We start from the raw sequence: 23702 nt of genomic DNA, 5'->3' as shown, positions 1-23702 counted from the left end.
GGTCGCTCGCACTCAAGGCACGGGGGTATTGCAAAGGAACCCTATGACCCTCGAAGCCGTACTCGCCGCCCTGCACCTGGTGGCCATCCTGACCTTTGTGGTCTTTCTTTCGAGCCAGGCTGCCCTGTGCCGCATGGAATGGATGAATGCCGCCGTGGTCGAGCGACTGGCCCGGCTGGACGTGATCTACGGCGTGGCCGCCGTGCTGATGATTGCCAGTGGCCTGGCGCGCCTGGCCTGGGGCATCAAGGGCATGTCCTGGTATGTGTCCCAGCCCATGTTTCACATCAAGATCACCATCGTGGTGGCCATGGCCATCCTGTCGATCTGGCCGTCCATCATGTTTAGGCGCTGGCGCGGCAACCTGCGGGCCACGGGCGCCCTGCCCGACGCACTGGAGGTGAAGAAGGTGCGCCGCCTGGTGATGATCCAGTCGCATGTGCTGCCCGTGGTGGCGGTGATCGCGGTGTTCTGGGCGCGGGGCTGGTAGTTCGTACACTCCGCCACGCACAAAAAAACCGCTGACCCGAAACGGGCAGCGGCTTTTTTTGTGGGCGGGGTGCTGGGCTTACTTGCTCTTCAAACACTCGCTCATGAAGGCCTTGCGTTCGTCGCCCTTGAGCGTCTTGGCTTTTTCGTCGGCGTTGCAGGTCTTCATCTTGGTCTGCTGCTTCTCTTGCTTGTTGGCAGACAGGCATTCCTTCATGAACGCCTTGCGCTCGTCGCCCTTGAGCGTCTTGGCCTTTTCGTCGGCGTTGCAGGTGGCCATCTTGGATTGTTGCTTGGTCGGCGCCTTGGCGTCTTCGGCGGCGTGCGCGCCTGCGCCCAGGGTCAGGGCCAGGCCGAGTGCAGTCAGGGAAATCAGCTGTTTCATGGAAGCTCCTGGAGTGAATGCGTTATTGGTGGGTCCCGGCGGAATTGCACCATAGAACGCAGCGCGGGACAACGCGGAAAAGCCGTGCGGCGATGCGTTTGTGGTGTGATTGCGTGGCGCATTCCTTGGCGCACTTGTCTCCGCATTCACCTGGGCGTTTGCGCCGAGGCTGCGGCGGCCTTGTGAAATGTGCTCAGCGTGCGCTGCAGGATGTGCGGGTTGTGCGCCAGTCCCGCCAGCGAAACCACCACATCGCCGCCTTGTTGCCAGCGTTGCAGGGCCTGGGAGATGACACGCAACGCAGAGACTTTGTCCGAGGTATGCAGCCTGACCACGATGCGATCTTCGCTATCAAGGCGCACACGCTCCATGGCCTCCCAGGGCACGGGTTGCGGGTCCTCGTCCCGCAAGTCGGTGATGCCCGTTTCGTCGATGACCACCGCAGGCTCCCTGTTTTTGTGCGCCTCCAGGGCGCCCCGGCCCAGCGTCCACGCAAGACAGAACGTGCAGAAAGCGGCAAACGAAAACAAGACGGTGAACAGCCGGTCGTCAAACACCAACGCCATGAAGATGGCATAGGCCGTAAGGACGGCCATCAACACCGCAAAAGGCACCTGAAAAAACAGGGTCCAGCGGCGTCGATACAGCAGGATGGGATGGGGCTGCATGCGCAATGTCCTGTTGGATGGGGGCTGGCGCTTATTGTGCCTTTGGCTGGCAGGTTGGCGGCCCCCGTAAAATCCGCCGATGCTCACTGCAAAAAATGAATTGCTCGCGGCCCTGGCCGGCGAGCTGGAAAAACTGTCGCCCGGCTCTGCGGGGCGCGCTGCGTTCGAATCCCCCAAAGTGGCCGCGCATGGCGATTTCGCCTGCACCGCCGCCATGCAGCTGGCCAAGCCGCTCAAGCTCAACCCGCGTGCGCTGGGCGAACAGCTCAAGGCGGCGCTGGAGGCCACGCCGGCCTTCGCCCGCTGGGTCAATGCCATCGAGATCGCCGGCCCGGGCTTTCTGAACATCCGCCTCAAGCCCGCCGCCAAGCAGGAAGTAGTGCGCGAGGTGCTGTCCGCTGGCGAGCGCTTTGGCTACCAAAAGGACAACGGCCAGCGCGTGCTGGTCGAGTTCGTCTCGGCCAATCCCACCGGGCCCCTGCACGTGGGCCACGGCCGCCAGGCGGCCCTGGGCGACGCGATCTGCAACCTGTTCAGCACCCAGGGCTGGAACGTGCACCGCGAGTTCTACTACAACGACGCGGGCGTGCAGATCCAGACGCTCACTACTAGCACCCAGCTGCGCGCCAAGGGCTTCAAGCCCGGTGACGAATGCTGGCCCACCGACCCGGAGAACCCGGCGTCCAAGGCGTTCTACAACGGCGAGTACATCCAGGAGATCGCCAACGACTTCCTCGCGAAGAAGACCGTCAAGGCCGACGACCGCGAGTTCACCGCCAGCGGCGATGTGGAAGACCTCGAATCCATCCGCCAGTTCGCCGTGGCCTACCTGCGCAATGAGCAGGACAAGGACCTGCAGGCCTTCAACCTCAAGTTCGACGAGTACTACCTGGAATCGAGCCTGTACACCAGCGGCCGCGTGGATGCCACGGTGAACAAGCTCGTCGCCAACGGCAAGACCTACGAGCAGGACGGCGCGCTGTGGCTGAAAAGCACGGACTACGGCGACGACAAGGACCGGGTCATGCGTAAGACGGATGGCACGTACACCTACTTCGTGCCCGACGTGGCCTATCACATCGCCAAGTGGGAGCGCGGCTTCACCAAGGTCGTCAACATCCAGGGCACCGACCACCACGGCACCATCGCCCGCGTGCGCGCCGGGCTGCAGGCGGCCGACGTGGGCATTCCGCAGGGCTACCCCGACTACGTGCTGCACACCATGGTGCGCGTGGTCAAGGGCGGCGAAGAGGTCAAGATCAGCAAGCGCGCGGGCAGCTACGTCACGCTGCGCGACCTGATCGAATGGACCAGCAAGGACGCGGTCCGCTTCTTCCTCTTGAGCCGCAAGCCCGACACCGAGTACACCTTCGACGTGGACCTGGCCGTCGCGCAGAACAACGACAACCCGGTGTACTACGTGCAGTACGCCCACGCGCGTATCTGCTCGGTGCTGTTGCGCGAACGGGGCTTCACTGAGGAAATCGTCACTGCCCAGGCAAGCTTGCTGGCCATCTCCGAGGAGCAGGTGCGTGTGGAGCTGTTGGGTAAGGTGACTTCCGAACTGTATGCGGCGGACTTGTCTTGCCTTGACAGCGCACCCGCCCAGGCGCTGATGCTGCAACTGGCCAAGTACCCCGAGATGCTCACGGCCGCCGCCGACGGGGAGGCCCCGCACGACGTCACCTTCTACCTGCGCGACCTGGCCGCCAGCTACCACAGCTACTACGATGCCGAGCGCATCCTGGTCGACGACGAAGCCTTGAAGAAGGCCCGCCTGGCGCTGGTCGCGGCCACCGCACAGGTATTGCACAATGGCCTGGCCGTGCTGGGCGTGTCGGCTCCAGCCAGAATGTAAGCAGTCACTATGAAGAAACAACAGACGGGCGGGACCATCATCGGCTTCATCGTGGGGGTCATCGTGGGCCTGGGCGCCGCATTGGCGGTGGCCGTGTATGTGGCCAAGGTACCGGTGCCCTTTCTCAACAAGGGCAACGGCCGGGGCGTGGACATGGACGCTGCCGAATCCCAGAAGAACAAGAACTGGGACCCGAACTCGCCGCTGTATGGCAAAAACCCGGCGCGCGCGCCCGCGCCGCCTGCGGCCACCGTCGCATCGGCCCCTGCCGCGGCAGCGCCGCCACCAGATGTCCGTGCCGCGGCGTCCGCACCCAAACCTGCTGCCAGCAAGCCCGAGGCCAAGGCCGAAACCAAGCCGGGCGCGGACCCACTGGGGGATCTGGCGGTGGCCAAGGCGGCCGCCAAGGGCAATCTGGACCCATTTGACTACTTTGTGCAGGCCGGGGCATTCCGCACCCAAGTCGATGCCGACGCCCAGCGCGCCAAGCTGGCCATGCTGGGCTGGGAGGCCCGCGTGAGCGAACGCGAACAGAATGGCCGGGCCGTTTTTCGTGTACGTGTGGGCCCGTTCACCAAGCGCGACGATGCCGAGCAGCTCAAGGAGAAGCTCGATGGCGCCGGGGTGGAGTCGGCGCTGGTGCGCGTGCAGCGCTAGCTGCTCTGAACTTTTTGCGGGGGCATGGCTCACATCCCCCAGACCTGTAACAGGAGAGTCTTTGTCATGAAACGCCGTGAGTTTTCTTTGTCCGCCGCTTCGGCGGTTGCCGCTTCCGCCCTGACGCTGCCAGTGGCCACCCCCGCGCTGGCGCAGGCCCGCCAGTTCAAGGAGGGCAAGGACTTCCGGCGGCTGGACAAGCCCGTGGCGCCCGATGCGCCTGCGGGCAAGGTCGATGTGATCGAGTTCTTCTGGTACAGCTGTCCCCATTGCAACGCCTTTGAGCCCACGCTCGATGCCTGGGTGAAGGCCGCTCCCAAGGACCTTTCCATCCGCCGCATGCCCGTGGCTTTCAACGCGAGCTTCGTGCCGCAGCAAAAGCTCTACTACGCCCTGGAAGGCATGGGCAAGCTCGAAGCCCTTCATGCCAAAGTGTTCCGTGCCATCCATGTGGAAAAGCAGAAGCTGGCCAAGGACGATGAAATTTTTGCCTGGGTGGCCCAGCAGGGTGTGGATGCCGCCAAGTTCAAGGAAATCTACGGCTCGTTCACTGTGTCCAACCAGGTTCGCCGTGCGTCGCAACTGCAGGATGCCTACGGCGTAGAGGGCGTGCCGTCGATGGGCGTGGCTGGCAAGTTCTACACCGATGGCACCATGGCCGGCAACATGCAAAACGTGCTGCAGGTGGTGGAACATCTGGCGGCGGTGGCCCGCAAAGGCTGACGGTTTTCTGCCGACCGCCCCGTCCTCTTGGTTAAAGCCCGCACCTGCGGGCTTTTTTCATGGAGGAATGCGACGGGGTGGCTACAATGATTGCAAGATTCGTGCCCTATGAACCATCGCCTCCTTCCGATCCTCCTGCTCGCGGCCCTGGCCTGCACCCTGGGTGTGGCCCATGCCGAAAAGGCCGACCGCGCCAAGCCCATGAACATCGAGGCGGACGCTTTGCGCCACGATGAACTCAAGCAGACCAGCGTTTTCTCTGGCCGCGTGGTCATGACCAAGGGCTCCATCGTGCTGCGCGGTGCGCGGCTGGATGTGCGCCAAGACGCCGACGGCTACCAGTACGGCGTGGTCACGGCCGAACCCGGCAAGCGCGCCTTCTTCCGGCAAAAACGCGACACCCTGGCTGGCGCGCCCGACGAGTTCATCGAAGGCGAGAGCGAGGTCATCGAGTACGACGGCAAGGCCGACAACGTGCGCTTCATCACCCGTGCCGAGCTGCGCCGCTACCGGGGCGCCGTGCTCAGCGACGAAATCACGGGTGCCGTGATCGTCTACAACAATCTGACCGACGTGTTCTCGGTGGACGGCAAGCGCACCACCACCAACGCCGCAGGCGATGCCCCCGCACCGGGCAGCCGAGTGCGCGCCGTGCTGGCACCCAAAGACCCACCCCCTGCAGCGGTGGCTCCCGAGGCGTCTCCCCCGGCCTCGGCACCGGCACTGCGCCCCAGCAACAGCCTTGGCGGCGGCGCCAAGTGAGTGGGCCTGTCGTGAGTACCGGACCTGACGCCCAGGCGGGCAGCCGCTTGGGGCCTGATTCCCAGATGGGTAGCCGCCTGGAGGTGCAGCACCTGGCAAAGTCCTATGGCAGCCGCAAGGTGGTCAAGGATGTGTCGCTGGTGGTGCAAAAGGGCGAGGTCGTGGGGCTGCTGGGCCCCAACGGCGCGGGCAAGACCACCTCGTTTTACATGATCGTAGGGCTGGTGCGCAGTGACGAGGGCGATATCCGCATCGACGGCCATTCGGTGGCCCACATGCCCATCCACCGGCGTTCGCGCCTGGGCCTGTCATACCTGCCTCAGGAAGCCTCGATCTTTCGCAAACTCACGGTCGAAGAGAACGTACGCGCCGTGCTGGAATTGCAGCGTGGCGAGGACGGCCAGCCACTCGCGCGCGAAGCCATCGAAGACCGCCTCACGGCCCTGCTACAAGAATTGCGCGTGGACCACCTGCGGGCCTCGCCCGCCATGGCGCTGTCCGGCGGCGAGCGCCGCCGCGTCGAGATCGCCCGGGCCCTGGCCACACAACCGCGCTTCATCCTGCTGGACGAGCCCTTTGCGGGCATCGACCCCATCGCCGTGATCGAGATCCAGCGCATCATCGGCTTCCTGAAGGCGCGCGGCATCGGTGTGCTCATCACCGACCACAACGTGCGGGAAACGCTGGGCATCTGCGACCACGCCTTCATCATCAGCGATGGCCGAGTGCTGGCCCAGGGCACGCCGTCCGAGATCGTGGACAACGCCGAAGTGCGCCGGGTGTACCTGGGCGAACATTTCCGCATGTGATGAAGCCTGGACTCTCGCTGCGCGTCTCGCAGCATCTTGCACTGACCCCCCAGCTTCAGCAGTCCATTCGGCTGCTGCAGTTGTCCACGCTCGAACTCTCGCAGGAAGTCGAGCAGATGCTCGACGAAAACCCGTTCCTCGAACGCAATGCCGACGAAGCTCCGCGCGAGGAGTTTGGCCTCGAAGCCGCCGACACGCCCGCGCAGCCCGATGAGTACAGCGCCGATGATGCTATTTTTTCAGGAGCTACCAGCGCAAGCAATACAAGCGCTGAGGGCCAAAATGATGCTGAAACGCCGAGTGCGGGTGCCGACGAACCCGACTGGAGCGGTGACGGCACGGTAGAGATGGCGCCCAACGACGCCGAGTGGGGCGGCGATGCGCCTGCCCGCAACCGCAACGACTCCGAAGGCGACGAGGCCGATGCAACCGAACTGGCCCGCTCGCACGAATCGCTGACCGCCTTTTTGCACCGCCAGGCGCTGGCGCTGCGCTTGTCTGAGATCGACCGCGCCGCGCTGCGCTTTCTCATCGAATCGCTCAACGACGACGGCTACCTCGAAGAACCGCTTGAAGAGCTGGCCATCGGCCTGGCCGGCCCCGACGACCTGGAGCAGATCGAGGAACTGGTGCACCGCTTCACCGTCGCCCAGCGCCTGCTACAGAGCCTGGAGCCCGTCGGCGTGGGCGCGCGCGGCCTGGCCGAATGCCTGACCTTGCAGCTCAAGGCCCTGGCTGCGGACGAAGACAGTGAGATCGACCCCGACACCGTGCAGACCGCACTGCGCGTGTGCCAGCAGCCGCTGGAGATGCTGGCCCGCCGCGACATCCGCCGCCTGACGCAGCTGTGTGGCGACGGCGAGGAACGCACCCGCGCCGCCATGGCCCTCATTGCCCGGCTGGAGCCGCGCCCCGGCCGCCGTTTTGCCGATGTAGAGCGCAACATCATCGTGCCCGACGTCATCGTGCGCAAAGCCGGACGCGCCAACGGCCGTGACGGCCAGCACAACTTCATCGTCGCGCTCAACCCCGACGTGATGCCCCGCCTGCGCGTGCACGACATCTATGCCGGTGCCCTGCGCGGCCACAAGGGCGGCGAGGGCCACCAGGGCATGCAGCAGCGCCTGCAGGAGGCGCGCTGGTTCATCAAGAACATCCAGCAGCGCTTTGACACCATCCTGCGCGTCTCGCGCGCCATCGTGGAGCGCCAAAAAAGCTTCTTCACCCACGGCGAGCTGGCCATGCGCCCACTGGTGCTGCGCGACATTGCCGACGAACTGGGCCTGCACGAATCCACCATCAGCCGCGTGACCACCGCCAAATACATGGCCACGCCGATTGGCACGTATGAGCTGAAGTACTTCTTTGGCTCGGGCCTGGGCACCGAGACCGGCGGCAACGCATCCAGCACCGCCGTGCGCGCGCTCATCAAGCAGTTTGTGGCCGCAGAAAGCCCCGCCAAGCCGCTGTCCGACAGCCAGATCGCCGAGATGCTCAAGGAGCAGGGCATCGAATGCGCACGCCGCACCGTAGCCAAGTACCGCGAGGCGCTCAAGATAGCGCCGGCCAACCTGCGCAAGGCGCTGTAGGTCCACTCGCAGAGGGGCACGCAGGGGTGTGCGCCCGGTTGTGTGTTTCCGTTCAATTGTCTTTTTACTACCCGCCGCCCCGCCATGGCCCGCATCGTCTTCGACCTTCCCCCGCACTTCGGATTCACCACCGAAATGCAGATCTACATCAGCCACGTCAACCAGGGCGGGCACCTGGACAACGCGCAGCTGCTGAGCCTCGTGTCCGAAGCGCGTGTGCGCTTCTTCCAGTCGCTGGGCTACCCCGAGGCCGATGTGGGTGGCCTGTCCATCGTGGTCGGCGACATCGTGGCGCAGTACAAGTCCGAGGGCTTCCACGGCGAGACCATGCGCGTGGATATGGCGCCTGCCGATTTCAACCGCTATGGGTTTGACCTGGTCTTTTGCATGACCGAGAAGACCTCGGGCCGCGAGGTGGCGCGCGGCAAGATCGGCATCGTTTTCATCGGCAAGGCCGACCGCAAGGTGGCGCCGATCCCGGACTCCATCCGCCAGTTGCTGCTGGCCCGTGCGGGCACGCCGGATTCACACGCACTTTCCGAGCGCGTATCCTCACCAACGTCATGAATCAACTCCAACTTTTTCTCCCTTGCGCCGCCGGTGTGGAGGGCTTTCTGGCCGACGAGGTGCATGGCATCACCGGCCTCACGGGGCAAGACCTGCTGGTCGGCCGTGGCGGCGTGCTGCTGCGCGCGTCCTGGCGCGAGGCGCTGCTGCTCAACCTGCACAGCCGCCTGGCCCAGCGCGTGCTGGTGCAGCTGGCGCACCGCCCCTACCGTTCTGAAAACGACCTGTATGCCGCCGCCAGCGACGTGGCCTGGGAAATCTGGTTCACCACGCGCCAGACCTTCAAGGTCGAGGTGACCGCCCAGCACAGCCCGCTGCAGAGCCTCAACTTCGCGGGCCTCAAGGTCAAGGACGCCGTGGCCGACCGCTTTCGCGCCAAAAGCGGCGTGCGCCCCGATGTGAACACCCAGTGGCCCGACGTGCGCATCCACCTGCACCTGACCACGGAAGAGGCCACCATCTACATCGACACCTCTGGCGAGCCGCTGTTCAAGCGTGGCTGGCGCGAGGACAAGGGCGACGCCCCGCTGAAGGAGACCCTGGCCGCCGCCATGATCGCTGCCAGCGGCTGGGACCCGCACGGTGACAACCCCCAACCGCTGTATGACCCCTGCTGCGGCAGTGGCACCATCGCCATCGAGGCCGCACAGATCGCCTGCCGCATCCCGGCGGGCATGCTGCGCCGCTTTGCGTTCGAGAAACTGCTGCCGTTCCAGGCCCATGTCTGGACTGCTATTAAAAATGAAGCTGAAGGCGCAATACAGAAAAGCGCTGTGCCCATATTTGGCAGTGATGTGGCCCACCGCATGGTCGATTTTGCCCAGCGCAATGCCGAACGTGCGGGCGTGGCCGACGCCGTGCAACTGCGCGGTGGCGACGCCCTGCAGCGCATGCCGCCGTGCGACCAGCCCGGCGTGATGCTGCTGAACCCGCCCTATGGCGAGCGCATTGCCGCCGCCGGTGCCGCTGGCCAGAACGCCAACGAACGCGCGGCCGAGCGGGCCCTGGGCGCCAGCGTGGGCCGCGAAGCTGCGCACACCGATGATGGTGGCGAGTTCTTCAGCCAGCTGGCCGCCCACTGGAAGAAAAACTACAGCGGCTGGACGGCCTGGATGCTCACGCCCGACCTCAAGCTGCCCGGCAAGATGCGCCTGAAGGAGTCGCGCCGCGTGCCGATGTGGAACGGCCCCATCGAATGCCGCATGTTCCGCTTCGACATGATCAAGGGCGCCGTGCGCGACCGCGCTGCAAAGGCAGCGCCAGAAAACGGTCCGGGCAATGCGGGTTGAACTGCGCCTGCCCGCCGAGGCCCCGGCGGGCGAGCCCGCGCGCACCGTGGTGGTGGACACCAACGTCGCGCTGGACCTGCTGATCTTCAGCGACCCGCGCACCGTGCCGTTGCGCACGCTGCTGGCCCAGGGGCGCCTGTCATGGATTGCCACGCAGGTCATGCGCGACGAACTGGAGCGTGTGCTGGCCTATCCACACATCGTGGAGCGCATGGACTACTACCATGTGGATGCCGTGCAGGTGCTGGGTGCGTTTGACGCGCAGGTACTGCTGGTGGAGATTGCGCCGAAGGTGGCCTATGTGTGCAAGGATGCGGACGACCAGAAGTTCATTGACTTGGCGGCTGCGCACCGGGCGATTTTGCTGAGCAAGGACAAGGCGGTGATCTGCATGCGCAAGCGGTTGTTGAGCTTGGGCGCGGATGTGGCGACGGAGGTGGTGCTGGAAGAAGTGTCCGTCGCTGCAGTGGCTTGATGCGACCGTCACTGGAAGGATCGGTATGGGACCATTGGGTTTTCTAGTCCTCTCAGGCTTCTTCGCGTACCTTGCATTCGATGCGCGTCAGTTCGAGCGAACGTCAGACCATAAGATCTGGGCTGTACCGCCATCTTCTGGTCGGGCTGTCGGAGTGGACCCCCTGTCACGCGCTGAACAGGAGGGGTTGCAGGCGAACAAGTTCACTGCCATCGGTGGCATTCCTGGCCTCTACTGGGCCTTTGTTGTGCTCTCGCTGGGGTGTCTGGGCGTGGCCATCTGGCTGTGGTTCGTCTAGCGCTTCTGAAGATCCAGTCTCCCTGCCCGGCGATATCAAGGTGCGAGTACCTTCTTCATGTACACCAGCTGAAAGCCCTGGATGTAGTTGTCGATGTGTCCGAACTCCTCATAGCCCTGCTTGAGGTAAAAGCCCCGCGCTTGCCACTCAAAGGTACTCAGCGTCGCGCTGTGCGCACCCAGCTCGCGGGCTTTCTGTTCCGCTGTGGCCAGCAGGCTTCGGCCCAGCCCTTGGTGCCGGGCCGATTCGTCGACAAACAGAAGTTCCACATTCAGCCACTGCAGAAACACGAATCCGCGCAGCCCGCCCAGCAATTCACCCTTGGTGTCACGTGCGCTCACCCACACTGGCTGCGTCTGGCCGTATTCGCCAACAAATCCGTAGTTGAACTGCCGCATCCGGCGGCCGAGGACGCCGGAGTGGACTTCTTCTGCTGTGGGGGTGTAAATCTCATAGTCGTTCATCGCGCTAGTCTTGTCATGCCAACAGGTCATATGCCGCCCGCACCCGCTGCAAGTCCCGCCCCAACCTGCGGCTTGCGGGCAGTCGCCGCATCCATCCCATCCGGCGCACGCTGATATCCAAGACCTCCCGCATCTCCGCGCTGCCCTGCGCCACCCACGCCGCCCAGCGCTCGCGCCCCTCGGCCAGCGTGCCACTGGCGTGCAGATAAATCGCGGTGGAGTGCGCGTAACACAGCGCATCCCTTACATGGCACACCGCCAGCGGCAGCACGGCGGCGGGGTCGTCCTCAAAGTCGATGCAGGCCACCTCACCATCGGGGCAGCGCACCATGTTGCGAGCAAACGCCTGGCTCAGGCAGGTGCCTTGGCGGTGCACCTGGGCCAGCGTGTCCAGCCCCTGCTGCCACAGCGCCAGCACGGTGGCCGTGTCGCCCGCCTGCACGGCATGGTCGATCTCGTTGCCCAGCGAATGAATCTCTTCCCCCGTGTGGCCCAGATGGCGCATGGCAAAACCATTCGGCAAGGCGGCCAGCACCACGGGTACGCGGATGCCATGTGCGGCCAGGTCGCGCAGGCGTTGCACCTCCGTGGCAATGGCGGCGGGGCCGCCGGGGTTGGGCACGGGGCGCAGCACCGGGAGCCGCAGCAGCCCCGCCAGCACGGCCATGGCGCGGTAGCGGCCCGTGCCGTGGGGGGGGGCCGCACGCTTGATCCAGATCTGTTCATCGCCCAGCACATGGGCCATCACGTTGTGGGGCTGCGTGGCCAGCTGCTGCTGCAGCAGGGCGCCATAGTCGATGGTGTGTGGTGTGGTGTCCTTCGTCATACGGCGGCATCCCCTGCCACCACGGCAGCGGTGCCGGCCGCCGCAGCGTGCACCAGCTCCACATGGTGGGGGATGGAAGGTTCCATCGCGGGTTCGCTGGCCTGAAAACTGTGGGCGCTAGCCAGGGGCCAGTACAGGCGGAACACGTTGTGCTGCGCGTCGAGCGGGCCCAGCAGCGCGCCCGGTTGCATGCGCGTGATGAGGTTGGACAAGAGGCGCACCTCGGTGTCGCTGATGCGGCGCACGATGTGGTGGGCGGTGATGTCCTTGGGGTGGCGCAGGCCGGCGGCCTGCACCAGCTCTTGCAACGCATGCAAGGTGCTGCGGTGGAACTGCGCCACGCGCGTGGCCTTGTCGGGCACCACCAGGGCCTGTTGGCGCAGCGGGTCTTGGGTGGTCACGCCCGTGGGGCAGTGGCCGGTGTGGCAGCTTTGTGCCTGGATGCAGCCCAGCGCCATCATGAAGCCGCGCCCCGCGTTGCACCAGTCGGCCCCCAGGGCCATCATGCGCGCGATGTCGAAGGCGCTGATGACCTTGCCCGCGCAGCCGATGCGCACGCGGTCGCGCAGGTTCACGCCCACCAGCGTGTTGTGCACCAGCAGCAGGCCCTCTTGCAGCGGGGCGCCCACATGGTCGGTGAATTCGACGGGCGCCGCGCCCGTGCCGCCTTCGGCGCCATCGACCACGATGAAGTCGGGCGTGATGCCGGTGACCAGCATGGCCTTGACGATGGCAAACCACTCCCACGGGTGGCCCAGGCAGAACTTGAAGCCCGTGGGCTTGCCGCCCGACAGCGTGCGCAGCCGCGCGATGAATTGCATCATCTCCACCGGGTTGCTGAAGGCGCTGTGGCTGGCGGGCGAGATGCAGGCCTCGCCTTCCTTCACGCCACGCGCGGCCGCGATCTCGGCGGTCACCTTGGCGCCCGGCAGCACGCCACCGTGGCCGGGCTTGGCGCCCTGGCTGAGTTTCAGCTCGATCATCTTGACCTGGGGCTCGGTTGCGCTGGCGGCAAAACGCTCTTCGCTGAACGTGCCGTCGGGGTTGCGGCAGCCAAAGTAGCCCGAGCCGATTTCCCAGATCAGGTCGCCGCCATGCACCCGGTGGTGCTGGCTGATGCTGCCCTCGCCGGTGTCGTGCGCAAAGCCGCCTTTTTTCGCGCCCTGGTTCAAAGCCAGGATCGCATTGGCCGACAGCGCACCAAAGCTCATGGCCGAGATGTTGAACACGCTCGCGTGGTAAGGCTGGGTGCAAGGCGCCACGGACTGCGACGGTGCATCGGGGTTGCCGCCGATCCACACGCGGAAGTCGTGCGACGGCAGCTGTGTGGGTGCGAGCGAATGGTTGACCCATTCGTAGCCCTGAGCGCCCACGTCCAAGTGGGTGCCAAACGGGCGGTTGTCCGGGTCGCCCTTGGCGCGCTGGTACACCAGCGAGCGCTGCGCGCGCGAGAACGGCGCGGCCTCGCTGTCGCTTTCGATGAAATATTGGCGCACCTCGGGCCGCACATATTCGAGCATGAAGCGGATGTGGCCGATGACCGGGTAGTTGCGCAGAATGGCGTGGCGCGACTGCTGCAGGTCGTACACGCCCAGGGCCACCAGGGCGGTGAACACCAGCACCACAGGCAGCCCCACGCTAAAGGCCACCAGCGCAAACAGCGACAGCAGCAGCCCGAAAACGCACAGCGCAAAGGCCGTGTAGCGCACCGGGTACAGGGAGTTCAGTTGGTGGAGCATGGGGGTCCTGGTTCTGGTGGCGGTGCGAGAGGGGGCTACACTGACCGCCTTTTTGTCGGGTTGCCGTGTTGCGCGCGGCTTTTTTGAGGCCCGGCACCACCCCGGGCCGCCGTGCTGGCGCTGCGCCAGCGCCACGGCACAAGGCCTGCGCATCATAAAAGTAAAACAATGTTTTACCGCCCCCGCTTTCTCGCTTGACGACCGGAGCTCCCCATGACCGAACCCACATCCCCCCCCCCCGCCACCGACGATCTTGATGACCCCACGCGCACCCCTGCCGCCGCGCTGGGCCCTGAGGAGCTGGAAGAGATCGACAACATCCTCGACGACCTGCGCTCGCGCGGCGAGGAAATCCCGCAGTGGGAGTTCTGCGACGGTTTCATGACCGCGCTGATCTGCAGCCGCCGCCCCATCGCCCCGGCCGAATACCTGCCCATGCTGCTGGGCGACGGCGCCGAGCTGGATGTTGCCGAAGGCGACCCGCTGCCGCAGTTGCCCGCGTTTGCCGACGCCGCCCAGCAGGCGCGCTTTTTAGAGCTGTGGAACCGCCGCTGGGCCGAGATCGTGGCCCAGCTCGACACCGACGTGAAGACGCTGGACGACGACCGCACCTTCCAGCCCGAAGCGATGGACATGCGCGGCGCCGTGGCCAGCCTGACCGACGAGCAGCGCGCCGAAATGGGCGACGACCAGGAGATCCCGTCCTTCGGCCAAGTGTGGGCCCTGGGCTTCATGTTTGCCGTGGAGAACTGGCCCGAAGACTGGGCCGCCCCGCGCGACAAGGAAGCCGCCAAGTGGCTGGACGACGCGCTGGACAGCATCGTCGCCCTGACCGAAGACGACACCGGCAAGCCCGAGGTCTGCATGTACGACGAAGATGGCCCGCCCAGCACCAGCCAGGCGCGCGTCGAGGCCTTCGGCGAAGCCATCTGGGCCGTGTACGACCTGCGCCAGCTGTGGAAGAGCATGGGCCCGCGCGTGGAAACCGTGCGCAAGGCGCCCGAGCCCGGCCGCAACGACCCGTGCCACTGCGGCAGCGGCAAGAAGTACAAGAAGTGCCACGGGGCTTGATCTTGTTGGGTAATTTGCTATTGATTAGATAGCTATTGGCGCTTGATGGATAAGCGCTAGAGCCTGTTTTGATCTGAAATTCATCGCAGCGCGCCTTCGGGCGCGCTTTGTTTTTTGCAGGGCACACCGCATGAACCCTTCCACCCTGACCCGTCTGCGCGCCGAATGGGCGCCCAGCATTCCGCGCGAGCTGCTGGCCGGGGCTGTGGCCACGTTTGCGCTCATCCCCGAAGTCATCGCCTTCTCCTTCGTGGCGGGCGTGGACCCTTCGGTGGGGCTCTTCGCCTCGTTTGTCATCAGCCTGGTCATCGCCTTCACCGGCGGGCGGCCTGCGATGGTGTCTGCGGCGGCGGGCTCGGTGGCGCTGGTGGCTGCGCCGCTGGTGCAGTCGCACGGGCTGGGCTATCTGCTGGCGGCGGGGCTGCTGGCGGGCGCGGTGCAGGTGGCGTTTGGGCTGATGAAGCTCGGTGTGTTGATGCGCTTCGTGTCCAGCTCGGTGCGCACGGGCTTCGTCAATGCGCTGGCCATCCTGATCTTTGCCGCGCAGCTGCCGCACCTGCACGGCGCCAGCACGGCCACCTGGGGCGCGTTGGCGCTGGGGCTGGCGCTCATCTACGGCCTGCCGTGGCTGGGCCAGCGGCTGGCATGGCCTGCGCTGTCCGTGATCCCGTCACCGCTGATCTGCGTGGTGGTGCTCACGGTGCTGGCATCGGCGCTGGGGCTGCACCTGCCCACGGTGGGTGACCTGGGCAAACTGCCCGACGCGTTGCCTGTGTTTGCGCTGCCGCAGGTGCCTGTGTCGCTCGACACCCTGCGCATCATCCTGCTGCCCGCGCTGGCGATTGCCATGGTGGGCCTCCTTGAATCGGTGCTCACTGCCGCTGTGGTCGATGAGCTGACCGACACCCCTAGCGACAAGAACCGCGAATGTGCGGGGCTGGGCGTGGCCAACATCGCGGCCAGCCTGTTCGGCGGCATTGCGGGCTGCGGAATGATCGGCCAGGCTGTGGGCAACGTGAAGTACGGCGGGCGCGGTCGCCTGTCCACGTTGTTTGCCGGGGTGTTTTTGCTGATCCTCATGGTGGCGCTGAAAGACTGGGTGTCCAAGGTGCCAGTCATTGCGCTGGTGGCCATCATGGTCATGGTGTCGGCCGAAACGTTCGACTGGAAATCGCTGGGCGCCCTGGTGCGCCACCCCCGCCTGTCCAGCGCCGCCATGCTGGCCACCGTGGCCGTCACCATCGCCACCCACAACCTGGCGGCTGGCGTGGGCGTGGGCGTGGTGCTCAGCGGGGTGTCCTTTGCGTTCAAGGTCTCGCGCATGTTGGAGGTGCGCGTGCACGACGATGCCGATCACGCCGATGGCGCTGGTGCCCCGGCCTTGGGCCGGCGCACCTGGCGCGTGTCCGGCCAGGTGTTTTTTGCCTCGGCCGACGCGTTCATCGAGGCGTTCGACGTGCTGGGCGCCGAGGGCCGCGCGGTGGTCATCGATGTGATGCACGCCCACTTCTGGGACATCACCGCCGTGGCCGCGCTCGACAAGGTGGTGCAGCGCCTGCGCCACCATGGCTGCACGGTGCAGGTGCTGGGCTTGAACGAGGCCAGTGCGGTGCTAATCGATCGCTTGGGAAGCGATGTGACGCCTGCCAGGGCGCAGCAGGGCGGGGAAGCGCATGGAGAATAAGGCGCCGCCTTAAAGGCAGCATGGCGCATCGCAGTCTTCAGGGTGGGGGCAGGTGCTTCGCGCGCAATGGCTTCACGCTGCATCCCCGCAGCCTGCCGAACCGGTTTCTAATAGTGGAAATAAGATGAACGTGAGGGGTGAATCGTGTTGATTCGTATTGTTTGTTTTTTGGCCGCCATCGGCATGTTTGGCCTGTCCTGGGGGTGCTATGTAGAGAACAAGGCCTTCCGGTTGTATGGGCTGAAAGCGCAGTTGGCCCCCATCGATAGCTATATTGATAAAACCACAACATTCAAGCGAAAGAAGGAGAGTCCGTTCTTCGACAACACGCCCAGAGAATACAAAAGCAAGGGTATTACGACGTACTTCATGACGGCAAATAGCGAGCGCGTTGAGGTTTCATCTGGCGTCCCTGCGTGGGTCGTCGACAAAATGATCAGCCGCCAAGACGTGGTCATTACCTACGTCTCCAACAATCCCAAGTTGGTCCGATACGATGACCACACGGCCAATACAACCGGTGCCGCAATTACCGGTCTCATTCTTCTTCTGGCTTCCTTCGTTCCCTGGCGCAGAAGTTGATTTTTGCGTTTTTGGTGGGTTGGGCATTGATTGCCCGGTTGGTTGTGTGCCTGACCCTGGTGCGGAGGGGCACTCTGAAACCGCATTTCCCTCCTGACTTCACGTTGGGCTGCTGATGCAAACAGATCTTCATCCACGCGAGCGGGCGGTACCCTCACCCCTGCGCCAGAAACTTCTTCAAATTCCCCGCCGCCGTACTCCGCACCTTGCGCTTGAGCGATGGCGACCAGCCCAGCAGCAGCCCTGGTGCCCCCAGCGCCTGCCGTGCCCAGCGCCAGAAGTTGAAGCGGTCGCGGTGGGTGGCGATCAGCCCGTCGGGCGTGAAGGTGAAGGTGCCGTCGATGATGTTGTGCACCTTGCGCCCCGTGGCGCTGAAGAGGTAGTGCGCCTCCCAGTGCGCCTTGCCGCCCTTGGCATCGGCTTCAATGCCGCTGAACGTGAGCTTCCAGTGCTCGGCGGCGCCGGGCTTTTGGGTGGCGGTGCACAGCATGCGCCACATGCCGCCCACCTGCTCGCGGCCCTTCAGGGAAAAAGCCTCGTCGTCAAAGGTGGCGTCGGGCGCGTAGCAGGCGGCCATGGTGGCGTGGTCAAGCTGCGCAAACGCGGTGTAAAAGCGCTGCAGGGTCTGGGCGTTGGGGTGCATGGGGTCTCCTCCTCAAGGGCGCCCATGCTACACCGGTGCCTGCCCGTTGCATGCCGCTTGGGCGACCGTCCCGTGCGGTGCGTTCTCAGCGGGTGCGCAGCCCGCCGATGCGCCGGCGCCTTGTGGCGTCAAGCCCGTCCAGCACCTGGATGCCATGTGCATACCCCTGCTGCACGATCTGCTCGAAGCGGTTCCACTGCAGCATGCCGACGCGGTCCATGGGCGGGTTGAAGTACAGGTCGGTGAGCTGTTGCGACTGGCGCTGGCGCGACATGCTGTACAGGATGGTGACCTGCATGAGGTAGCTGGCCAGCGAGGGCAGCTTGTAGCGGCGCTGGGCGCGCGGGCGCAGCTTGTCGCGCAGCAGGGCCCAGCTGGTGGGCATGTCGTCCAGCTCGATCCGGCGCGGTTTGCGGAAATTCAGGTCCACGCCGATCACCGTGCCGACGCCGCGCATGCTGCGCATCACGTCCACCGGAAAGTTGTTGAACGTGCCGCCGTCGCACAGCAGGTCGCCCTCGTGCACCACGGGCGGCAGTGCGCCGGGGATGGAGATGCTGGCCAGCAGCGACTTCACCAGGCTGCCTCGGCGCACCACGTGTTCGCTGGCGCGCGAATAGTTGGTGGCCACGCAGTAGTAGTTCTTCCACAGGTCTTCCACCTGTGCCGGGAAGCCCACCAGCCGGCCCACGGCCTCGTGCAGGATGTGGCGCAGGCGCCGCCCCTTGATGAGCGACATCAACGGCAGCAGGTTGAAGTCGCCCGTGGGGTTGGTGCGGAATGCCTCGCGGGCGTTGGCCATCACCGTCGCCAGCGGTCGGTCGGATGCCACATACGCGGCCATCACCGATCCAATGCTGGTGCCGCCCACGCAGTCGATCTCCACGCCTTCTTCCTGCAAGGCGCGGTAGATGCCCAGGTGTGCAAAACCGCGTGCGCCGCCGCCAGCCAGCACCAGGCCCACGGCGGTGCGGCTCTGAATGCGGGCCAGGCGCGCCATGTCGCGATCGAGGGCGGGGCGCACATGCACATGGTCGGCCACGGGGCGGCGGTCCAGCCATTGCTGGGTGCCGCGTGGGCACTGGGTGCCTTCGGGGTGCAGCAGCACCAGGATCTCTGCGGCCTCGGCCAGGGGCGCGCGGCGCAGCAGGCAGTTTTCTTCGATCGGGTGGATGGCGGGCTCGGCCTGCGCGTCGGCCAGCAGCAGCAACTCGTCGCAGTGGCGGCTCACGCGGCGTGTCCAGGGGGTGGGCTCGGGGTCGGCCAGCAGCAGCACAAAGTCGTTGCGGGCCTCGATCTCGTCGAGCAGCATGGCAATGCGGCGGTTGGCCGTGGCGTCGGCGCCTTCGCGCTGCGCAATGCCGGGGGCATGCAGCTCGGCGTCCACGGTGGCGGAATCCACCACCCGCACGCGGCCGATGGTGCCGAGCTGGCGCGCCAGGCTTTGGCCAACGCCCTGCAGGTCCACGCCGGCGCTGATGGGCAGCAGGCCCATGGCCACGGGGCGCTCTTGTGCGGCCGTGTTGGCTGCGGTGCCCGACTGCAGGCGCTGGATGATCTGGCGCGTGAGCGCAATCGACACCTGGGCGCTGCTGGCCAGCAGGGTCTTGAACACGTCCTTGGTCAGGCGCACCAGCACCGAGTCGCGCACGGCGACCACGGTGGCCGCGCGGGGCGCATCGGTGAACAGGCTGATCTCGCCAATCACCTGGCCCCGGCCCATGTCGGCCACACGGCGCTGTGGCCCGCTGCTGCCGTCATCGCTGCGCACATAGGCACGCAGTCGGCCGCTCACCGTGAGGTACATCGACTCGCCGGGCTCTCCCTGGGCCATAAGCGTGCTGCCACCGGGCATCTCCACCCACTCCAGCTGCGCGCGCAGCAACTCCAGTGCCTCGGGTTCAATGCCTGGCAGAAAGCTGCGCAGGTGCTCGGTGAGCAGTTGATTCTGGGTAGCGGTAAATGGGGGCATGGTCACGCAATCGGCAAGGCACGGTGAGGGCGCTGCAGAACGCGGGGGCTCGCGAAAAAGCTGTGTTCGCGATGGGTTTCGCAGCGTGCGAAGCGGCGGATTCTAGGAACGCAGGGGCACCTGTGCCTGCCTCTCAGGGCGCGCTGGTTGTGGCCCGCGTGAACAAATGCACGGCCGGCCCTTGCGATTGCCCTGCAGGGCCGGTGTGGAACCGGTTGTCAGCGCATGAAGGCGCTCAGCGCGTTGGCCGTGGCCTCGGGCAATTGCTCAGGGATGAAATGCCCTGCGGGCACGGCCTGGCCAGTCACCACGCCCGCACATCGCGCTTGCCACAGTGCCAGCGGATCGAAGAACCGGTGGACCACGCCGTGCTCTCCCCAGACCACCAGCGTGTCGCACGGGATCTTCTCGCCTTGGGCGCGGCCTGCGCGGTCGTGCGCGAGGTCGATGTCCGCGCTGGCGCGGTAGTCCTCGCACGCGGTGTGGATGGCCTCGGGCGTGCAAAAGCAGCGCTCGTAGTCGGCCAGGGCCTGGGGCTCGATGTGGGCCAGGCCTGCGCTGCCCCAGCCGCCCAGCTTGGCGTGCAGGTAGGCGCGGGCGTTGCCGCCGATCATGGTCTCGGGCAGCGGCGCGGGCTGGATCAGGTGGAACCAGTGGTAGTAGGCGCGCGCAAAGTCCACGTCGGTGCGGGCGTACATATCCAGCGTGGGGGCAATGTCGATGAGGCACAGCTTGCGCACACGCGCCGCGTGGTCCAGCGCCAGGCGGTGCGCCACGCGGCCGCCCCGGTCGTGGCCACACAGGTAGAAACTGTTGTGGCCCAGCGCGGTCATCACCTCGGCCATGTCCTGCGCCATGGCGCGTTTGCTGTAGTTGCTGTGGTCGGGCAGGCCGGGGGCGTGCGACGAGTCGCCATAGCCACGCAAATCGGGCATGACCAGGAAGTAGTCGCGCGCCAGCTGCTGCGCCACGCGGTGCCACAGCGCATGGGTTTGCGGAAAGCCGTGCAGCAGCAACAGTGCCGGCCCGTCGGGTTTGCCGCCCGTGCGCACAAAGATATCTGCCCCGCCCGTGGCGATACGTTGGGTGTTGAATCCTTGGAACCAGTGCATGGTGTGCGCCGCGAATGAGGTGCGCCCATGCTACACCGCAGCGCTGCAGGGCAAGAGCGCGCTGGCGGTGGACGCGGTGATGGGTGCGCGCGAGGGGCGCGTTGGAGACCGGGTGCCTCACCTCGCGCCCCGGGCCGCCGCCGGATCGTCTTTGCTTACGCAAAGTTACACTAATGGCCGGCTCGCGCGGTGGCACCCCGGGGTGTCCCCATGCAGCTGGCAGCAGCCTGGGGCTCGGTGCGCGGCAGCCCCGCGTGGCACCGGGTTTTCCCTCGCAGATTCTGAATTCCACCGGTGGTTCGGCAAGGTGCTCGGCGCGAAACAAAAAAAAACAGGCCCTGTGGGCCGAAAAAGGAATGGTTGTGGGTACGACAGAGATGGCCTGTACAGGCGGGGCTGGGCTTGGGGTGGGCGTGATTTCAAGGGGGCGGGGCAGGGTGATGGCACGGTTGCTGCTGTCGTGGTGCCTGTGCCTGGCGGCGTCGTTTGCGCTGGCGGCTCCGGCGATGGTCTCGGTCGTGCCCAGCGACTCCCCGGTGTCGGGCGGTGACGCCTTTCATTTGACGGTGACCTACGACGTCGCCATGGACACTGCCGTCAATCCGGTCATCTCGTTTCCCACGGCGGGTGAAGACCCCGGGGCGTTTCTGGTGCCCACCACCTCAACCTGGCTCGATGCCACGACGTTCCGGCAGAACTATGGCACTGCCAGCATGGTCGTGAACATCAGCCCGGTGGACGTGGCGGTCAGCGGCGCGAAGGACACCGTGGGCGCGGTCCAGTCCCCCGGCTTTCAGGCCGACGTGTTCGAGATTCTCTACATCCCTCCCCCGCATGTCGTCGACATGAAGGGTGTCATCGATGGCGGCATCCTGGTGCACCCGGCCGGCAGCGGCCATGTCCTCACCGACGCCGACATCGGGAAAACCGTCACATTCGTTATCCGGTATGACATTGCCAGCGACTATGGCGGGTGCCCCAATGGGGTGCCGCTCAACTATCTGTGCACGAACCTGGTGTTCACCAACACGGGTGGCACGCCGCTCACGCTCGGCAATGTCACATCCACATGGGCGAACCGCAACCGCTACATAGTGACCTGGACGATTGCCGATGGCGACGAGCAGTTCGACAGCATCAACGTGCTGATCGCCGGCGGCGTGGGGCGCAAGGACGACCCCGACAACAAGAACACCGATTTCGAACTCACGGGCGTGTTCAGCATCGACACCAGGAACCCCAGCGTCCTGGCGGTCGCGCCCAGCACCGCCGTATTGCGCAGCGACCTGACCACGCAGCGGGGCGGCAGCATTCTGCGCGCCGGGGAGCTCTTCACGCTGACGATCACTTTCAGCGAACCCATGGACACCGCCAGCACGCCGGTGTTGAGCTTCCCCAACCAGCCGGGCCTGGCTGCCGTACTGACGCCCACGGGCGGCAGCTGGACGGACAGCACGCACTATGTGCAGAGCTTCACCGTGGGCGCGGGCAATCTGGTGCTCCCGGCGGTCGACGTGCAGGTGACGGGAGCGCGCGACGCCCACGGCAATCCGCAGAACCTGGGCCTGCTGTCGGGGGTGTTTGCCGTGGCTCTGGGGGCGGCCATGGCCGTGCCCACGCTTTCGTCGTGGGGGCTGGTGCTGCTGGCAGGTCTGCTCGGGCTGGCAGCGATCCCTGCAAGGCGGCGCGGTGTTTTTCGCGGCCGCGCATAGGCCGACCCGCCTGCGGGCGCCGTCTCATGCGGATGTGCGTTCAACTGTATAGCCCAAGCGGAAGCCGCAGGCAGTGCGGTACCGCGGCAACGCGAATCAACGGCGTGAGACGACGTGAGGCGGCGCAAGGCAACGCCGCCTCAGGCGGGCAACCAGGCCAGCAGCCGCTGCAGCGCATAGCGCACCGTGGCCGTGCGGATGGCGGCGCGGTCGCCCGCAAAGTGCTGCATCTCGCTGTGGGTTTCGCCATTCACGCACCAGGCAAACCACACCGTGCCCACGGGCTTGGCGTCGCTGCCGCCCGTGGGGCCGGCCACGCCGGTCACGGCCAGGCTGACCTGCGCCTGGGAATGGGTGAGCGCCCCGTCGGCCATGGCGCGGGCCACGGACTCGCTCACGGCGCCGTCCTGTTCGATCATGGCGGCGGGCACACCCAGCATTTCGACCTTGGCGGTGTTGGAGTAGGTGACAAAACCACGCTCGAACCACTGGCTGGAGCCCGCCAGGTCGGTGCAGGCCGCTGCGATCATGCCGCCCGAGCAGCTCTCGGCGGTGGCCAGCATGTGGCTGTGTTTCAGCAGCTGCAGGGAAATCTGTGTCAAATTGGCCTCCAGCGCTGATGTATCAAGCGCCAGTAGCTCTTCATTCGATAGCGATGCGGTTGTCATAGGAACCTCCACAGTGCAATGGCCAGCAGCGTGCAGAAGGCTGCCACAAAGTCGTCCCACAAGATACCCCAGCCGCCGCGCCAGCCAAAGCCCTTGAACAGGCTGTCGGCCCATCCCACCGGGCCGGGTTTGGCCGCATCAAAGAAGCGGAACAGCCCAAACGCCACCAGCTGCCCCCACCAGCCCATTGGCATCGCCAGCCACAGCACCAGCCAGAAGGCCACCACCTCGTCCCACACGATGCTGCCGGGGTCGGCCACTGCCATGTTGCGGGCGGTGGTGGTGCAAGCCCACCAGCCGACCAGGGTGCTCGCCACGATCACCAGTCCGATGGCGGCCGCCGACAGCCACTGCTGCAGCACCAGGTAGGCCAGCCATGCCCACAGCGTGCCCACGGTGCCCGGCGCCACGCGCGACAGCCCGGCGCCAAAACCCAGGGCGATGAAGTGGGCCGGGTGAGAAAACATGAACGCCACGGTGGGGCGCCGAGGAGCGGGTGTGTGGGCGGAAGGAGAGCTGGGGGTCATATCAACAATCAACGGTGCTTCGTGCAACCCACTGCGTATAGCGCTGGCGCGCACAAGGCCAGCGTACCCGTGGAACTGGCTTTGCCAGGCCACCGGGTGCGTCCCCTTCCCGCGCAGCGAGAGAGGGGTGAAG

The 23702-nt window shown here is 65.7% G+C and carries 24 protein-coding genes; 14 read left to right on the top strand and 10 right to left on the bottom strand.

What is annotated here, in order from left to right:
- The first annotated feature begins 43 nt into the window (after positions 1-43).
- Positions 44-490 (top strand): DUF2214 family protein, encoded by a 447-nt coding sequence (locus tag IB243_RS22200; RefSeq protein WP_057230028.1) that lies wholly within the window; start codon positions 44-46, stop codon positions 488-490.
- Positions 491-568: 78 nt separating this feature from the next.
- Here IB243_RS22200 and IB243_RS22195 read toward each other — a convergent pair whose 3' ends face one another.
- Both IB243_RS22195 and IB243_RS22190 read right to left on the bottom strand, forming a co-directional pair.
- On the bottom strand, positions 569-874 hold the full coding sequence (locus IB243_RS22195; RefSeq protein ID WP_010466435.1) for a PsiF family protein: 306 nt from the start codon (positions 872-874) through the stop codon (positions 569-571).
- A 146-nt stretch (positions 875-1020) separates the two neighbouring features.
- The gene (locus tag IB243_RS22190) at positions 1021-1542 is read right to left on the bottom strand and encodes a hypothetical protein (RefSeq protein WP_192429395.1); all 522 of its coding nucleotides are present in this window, start codon (positions 1540-1542) and stop codon (positions 1021-1023) included.
- A gap of 79 nt (positions 1543-1621) precedes the next feature.
- Between IB243_RS22190 and argS the strand changes: the two genes are divergently transcribed.
- The 9 genes from argS to IB243_RS22145 all read left to right on the top strand — a co-directional run bounded on the left by argS (position 1622) and on the right by IB243_RS22145 (position 10271).
- Positions 1622-3400 (top strand): arginine--tRNA ligase, encoded by a 1779-nt coding sequence (argS, locus tag IB243_RS22185; RefSeq protein ID WP_192429394.1) that lies wholly within the window; start codon positions 1622-1624, stop codon positions 3398-3400.
- A 9-nt stretch (positions 3401-3409) separates the two neighbouring features.
- Positions 3410-4057, top strand: coding sequence for an SPOR domain-containing protein (locus IB243_RS22180; protein WP_192429393.1), 648 nt, complete (start codon positions 3410-3412; stop codon positions 4055-4057).
- A gap of 66 nt (positions 4058-4123) precedes the next feature.
- Positions 4124-4780, top strand: coding sequence for a thiol:disulfide interchange protein DsbA/DsbL (locus IB243_RS22175; RefSeq protein WP_010466431.1), 657 nt, complete (start codon positions 4124-4126; stop codon positions 4778-4780).
- Positions 4781-4888: 108 nt separating this feature from the next.
- The gene (gene lptA / locus IB243_RS22170; protein ID WP_192429392.1) at positions 4889-5542 is read left to right on the top strand and encodes a lipopolysaccharide transport periplasmic protein LptA; all 654 of its coding nucleotides are present in this window, start codon (positions 4889-4891) and stop codon (positions 5540-5542) included.
- Positions 5543-5607: 65 nt separating this feature from the next.
- Positions 5608-6351, top strand: a complete 744-nt coding sequence (lptB, locus tag IB243_RS22165; RefSeq protein ID WP_192429417.1) for an LPS export ABC transporter ATP-binding protein — start codon at positions 5608-5610, stop codon at positions 6349-6351.
- Positions 6351-7940 (top strand): RNA polymerase factor sigma-54, encoded by a 1590-nt coding sequence (locus IB243_RS22160; protein ID WP_192429391.1) that lies wholly within the window; start codon positions 6351-6353, stop codon positions 7938-7940. The genes lptB and IB243_RS22160 overlap by 1 nt, the downstream gene beginning before the upstream one ends.
- Before the next feature lie 84 nt (positions 7941-8024).
- Entirely contained in the window at positions 8025-8507 is a 483-nt protein-coding gene (locus IB243_RS22155; protein WP_192429390.1) for a thioesterase family protein, read from the top strand.
- A complete protein-coding gene (locus IB243_RS22150; protein ID WP_192429389.1) occupies positions 8504-9796 on the top strand; it encodes a class I SAM-dependent RNA methyltransferase in 1293 nt (430 codons plus the stop codon). The genes IB243_RS22155 and IB243_RS22150 overlap by 4 nt, the downstream gene beginning before the upstream one ends.
- Positions 9786-10271, top strand: coding sequence for a putative toxin-antitoxin system toxin component, PIN family (locus tag IB243_RS22145; RefSeq protein WP_192429388.1), 486 nt, complete (start codon positions 9786-9788; stop codon positions 10269-10271). The genes IB243_RS22150 and IB243_RS22145 overlap by 11 nt, the downstream gene beginning before the upstream one ends.
- 333 nt (positions 10272-10604) lie before the next feature.
- Here the strand turns inward: IB243_RS22145 and IB243_RS22135 are convergent, their stop codons facing one another.
- Genes IB243_RS22135 through IB243_RS22125 form a run of 3 tightly spaced genes read right to left on the bottom strand, consistent with a single transcriptional unit; the run spans position 10605 to position 13598 of the window.
- Positions 10605-11033, bottom strand: a complete 429-nt coding sequence (locus IB243_RS22135) for an N-acetyltransferase (RefSeq protein WP_057230013.1) — start codon at positions 11031-11033, stop codon at positions 10605-10607.
- 13 nt (positions 11034-11046) lie between these two features.
- The gene (locus IB243_RS22130; RefSeq protein WP_192429386.1) at positions 11047-11859 is read right to left on the bottom strand and encodes a hypothetical protein; all 813 of its coding nucleotides are present in this window, start codon (positions 11857-11859) and stop codon (positions 11047-11049) included.
- Positions 11856-13598 (bottom strand): FMN-binding glutamate synthase family protein, encoded by a 1743-nt coding sequence (locus IB243_RS22125; RefSeq protein WP_192429385.1) that lies wholly within the window; start codon positions 13596-13598, stop codon positions 11856-11858. Before IB243_RS22125 ends, IB243_RS22130 begins: the two co-directional genes overlap by 4 nt.
- A 213-nt stretch (positions 13599-13811) precedes the next feature.
- Here IB243_RS22125 and IB243_RS22120 point away from each other — a divergent pair, with 213 nt between their 5' ends.
- The 3 genes from IB243_RS22120 (at position 13812) to IB243_RS22110 (ending at position 16935) form a co-directional block, all read left to right on the top strand.
- Complete coding sequence (locus IB243_RS22120) at positions 13812-14669, top strand: YecA family protein (protein WP_192429384.1); 858 nt, start codon at positions 13812-13814, stop codon at positions 14667-14669.
- Between the two features lie 130 nt (positions 14670-14799).
- Positions 14800-16353 carry a SulP family inorganic anion transporter gene (locus IB243_RS22115; RefSeq protein WP_192429383.1) on the top strand — a complete coding sequence of 518 codons (1554 nt, stop codon included), beginning with the start codon at positions 14800-14802 and terminating at the stop codon, positions 16351-16353.
- A 144-nt stretch (positions 16354-16497) separates the two neighbouring features.
- On the top strand, positions 16498-16935 hold the full coding sequence (locus IB243_RS22110; RefSeq protein WP_140426337.1) for a hypothetical protein: 438 nt from the start codon (positions 16498-16500) through the stop codon (positions 16933-16935).
- A gap of 154 nt (positions 16936-17089) precedes the next feature.
- Here IB243_RS22110 and IB243_RS22105 read toward each other — a convergent pair whose 3' ends face one another.
- The 3 genes from IB243_RS22105 to IB243_RS22095 form a co-directional block, all read right to left on the bottom strand.
- Positions 17090-17578, bottom strand: coding sequence for a nuclear transport factor 2 family protein (locus IB243_RS22105; protein WP_192429382.1), 489 nt, complete (start codon positions 17576-17578; stop codon positions 17090-17092).
- Between the two features lie 85 nt (positions 17579-17663).
- Positions 17664-19550: a cyclic nucleotide-binding and patatin-like phospholipase domain-containing protein gene (locus IB243_RS22100; RefSeq protein ID WP_192429381.1), complete on the bottom strand. Its 1887-nt coding sequence runs from the start codon at positions 19548-19550 to the stop codon at positions 17664-17666.
- Positions 19551-19768: 218 nt separating this feature from the next.
- A complete protein-coding gene (locus tag IB243_RS22095; protein WP_192429380.1) occupies positions 19769-20662 on the bottom strand; it encodes an alpha/beta fold hydrolase in 894 nt (297 codons plus the stop codon).
- 440 nt (positions 20663-21102) lie between these two features.
- On the opposite strand from IB243_RS22095, the gene IB243_RS22090 reads away from it, so the two are divergent.
- Complete coding sequence (locus tag IB243_RS22090) at positions 21103-22374, top strand: IPTL-CTERM sorting domain-containing protein (RefSeq protein ID WP_225585179.1); 1272 nt, start codon at positions 21103-21105, stop codon at positions 22372-22374.
- A gap of 140 nt (positions 22375-22514) precedes the next feature.
- Here the strand turns inward: IB243_RS22090 and IB243_RS22085 are convergent, their stop codons facing one another.
- On the bottom strand, positions 22515-23042 hold the full coding sequence (locus tag IB243_RS22085) for a CinA family protein (RefSeq protein WP_192429379.1): 528 nt from the start codon (positions 23040-23042) through the stop codon (positions 22515-22517).
- Positions 23039-23569 carry a phosphatidylglycerophosphatase A gene (locus IB243_RS22080; protein WP_192429378.1) on the bottom strand — a complete coding sequence of 177 codons (531 nt, stop codon included), beginning with the start codon at positions 23567-23569 and terminating at the stop codon, positions 23039-23041. The genes IB243_RS22085 and IB243_RS22080 overlap by 4 nt, the downstream gene beginning before the upstream one ends.
- Positions 23570-23702: the final 133 nt, after the last annotated feature.

Source organism: Acidovorax sp. ACV01, assembly GCF_014851495.1.
In the GTDB taxonomy this organism is placed as follows: Bacteria; Pseudomonadota; Gammaproteobacteria; order Burkholderiales; family Burkholderiaceae_C; genus Acidovorax; species Acidovorax radicis.
Note: the sequence above shows the minus strand (reverse complement) of the source record. Positions and strands in the feature narration are given on the sequence as shown.

Bases quoted from the DNA above. Each gene is read 5' to 3' on its own strand.
- IB243_RS22100 (WP_192429381.1), bottom strand. From the start codon at position 19,550: ATGCCCCCATTTACCGCTACCCAGAATCAACTGCTCACCGAGCACCTG.
- IB243_RS22160 (WP_192429391.1), top strand. From the start codon at position 6,351: ATGAAGCCTGGACTCTCGCTGCGCGTCTCGCAGCATCTTGCACTGACC.
- lptB (WP_192429417.1), top strand. From the start codon at position 5,608: ATGGGTAGCCGCCTGGAGGTGCAGCACCTGGCAAAGTCCTATGGCAGC.
- IB243_RS22080 (WP_192429378.1), bottom strand. From the start codon at position 23,569: ATGACCCCCAGCTCTCCTTCCGCCCACACACCCGCTCCTCGGCGCCCC.
- IB243_RS22190 (WP_192429395.1), bottom strand. From the start codon at position 1,542: ATGCAGCCCCATCCCATCCTGCTGTATCGACGCCGCTGGACCCTGTTT.
- IB243_RS22090 (WP_225585179.1), top strand. From the start codon at position 21,103: ATGGCACGGTTGCTGCTGTCGTGGTGCCTGTGCCTGGCGGCGTCGTTT.
- lptA (WP_192429392.1), top strand. From the start codon at position 4,889: ATGAACCATCGCCTCCTTCCGATCCTCCTGCTCGCGGCCCTGGCCTGC.
- IB243_RS22125 (WP_192429385.1), bottom strand. From the start codon at position 13,598: ATGCTCCACCAACTGAACTCCCTGTACCCGGTGCGCTACACGGCCTTT.
- IB243_RS22130 (WP_192429386.1), bottom strand. From the start codon at position 11,859: ATGACGAAGGACACCACACCACACACCATCGACTATGGCGCCCTGCTG.
- IB243_RS22155 (WP_192429390.1), top strand. From the start codon at position 8,025: ATGGCCCGCATCGTCTTCGACCTTCCCCCGCACTTCGGATTCACCACC.
- IB243_RS22135 (WP_057230013.1), bottom strand. From the start codon at position 11,033: ATGAACGACTATGAGATTTACACCCCCACAGCAGAAGAAGTCCACTCC.
- IB243_RS22180 (WP_192429393.1), top strand. From the start codon at position 3,410: ATGAAGAAACAACAGACGGGCGGGACCATCATCGGCTTCATCGTGGGG.
- IB243_RS22175 (WP_010466431.1), top strand. From the start codon at position 4,124: ATGAAACGCCGTGAGTTTTCTTTGTCCGCCGCTTCGGCGGTTGCCGCT.
- IB243_RS22105 (WP_192429382.1), bottom strand. From the start codon at position 17,578: ATGCACCCCAACGCCCAGACCCTGCAGCGCTTTTACACCGCGTTTGCG.
- IB243_RS22085 (WP_192429379.1), bottom strand. From the start codon at position 23,042: ATGACAACCGCATCGCTATCGAATGAAGAGCTACTGGCGCTTGATACA.
- IB243_RS22115 (WP_192429383.1), top strand. From the start codon at position 14,800: ATGAACCCTTCCACCCTGACCCGTCTGCGCGCCGAATGGGCGCCCAGC.
- IB243_RS22145 (WP_192429388.1), top strand. From the start codon at position 9,786: ATGCGGGTTGAACTGCGCCTGCCCGCCGAGGCCCCGGCGGGCGAGCCC.
- IB243_RS22200 (WP_057230028.1), top strand. From the start codon at position 44: ATGACCCTCGAAGCCGTACTCGCCGCCCTGCACCTGGTGGCCATCCTG.
- IB243_RS22195 (WP_010466435.1), bottom strand. From the start codon at position 874: ATGAAACAGCTGATTTCCCTGACTGCACTCGGCCTGGCCCTGACCCTG.
- IB243_RS22120 (WP_192429384.1), top strand. From the start codon at position 13,812: ATGACCGAACCCACATCCCCCCCCCCCGCCACCGACGATCTTGATGAC.
- IB243_RS22150 (WP_192429389.1), top strand. From the start codon at position 8,504: ATGAATCAACTCCAACTTTTTCTCCCTTGCGCCGCCGGTGTGGAGGGC.
- IB243_RS22095 (WP_192429380.1), bottom strand. From the start codon at position 20,662: ATGCACTGGTTCCAAGGATTCAACACCCAACGTATCGCCACGGGCGGG.
- argS (WP_192429394.1), top strand. From the start codon at position 1,622: ATGCTCACTGCAAAAAATGAATTGCTCGCGGCCCTGGCCGGCGAGCTG.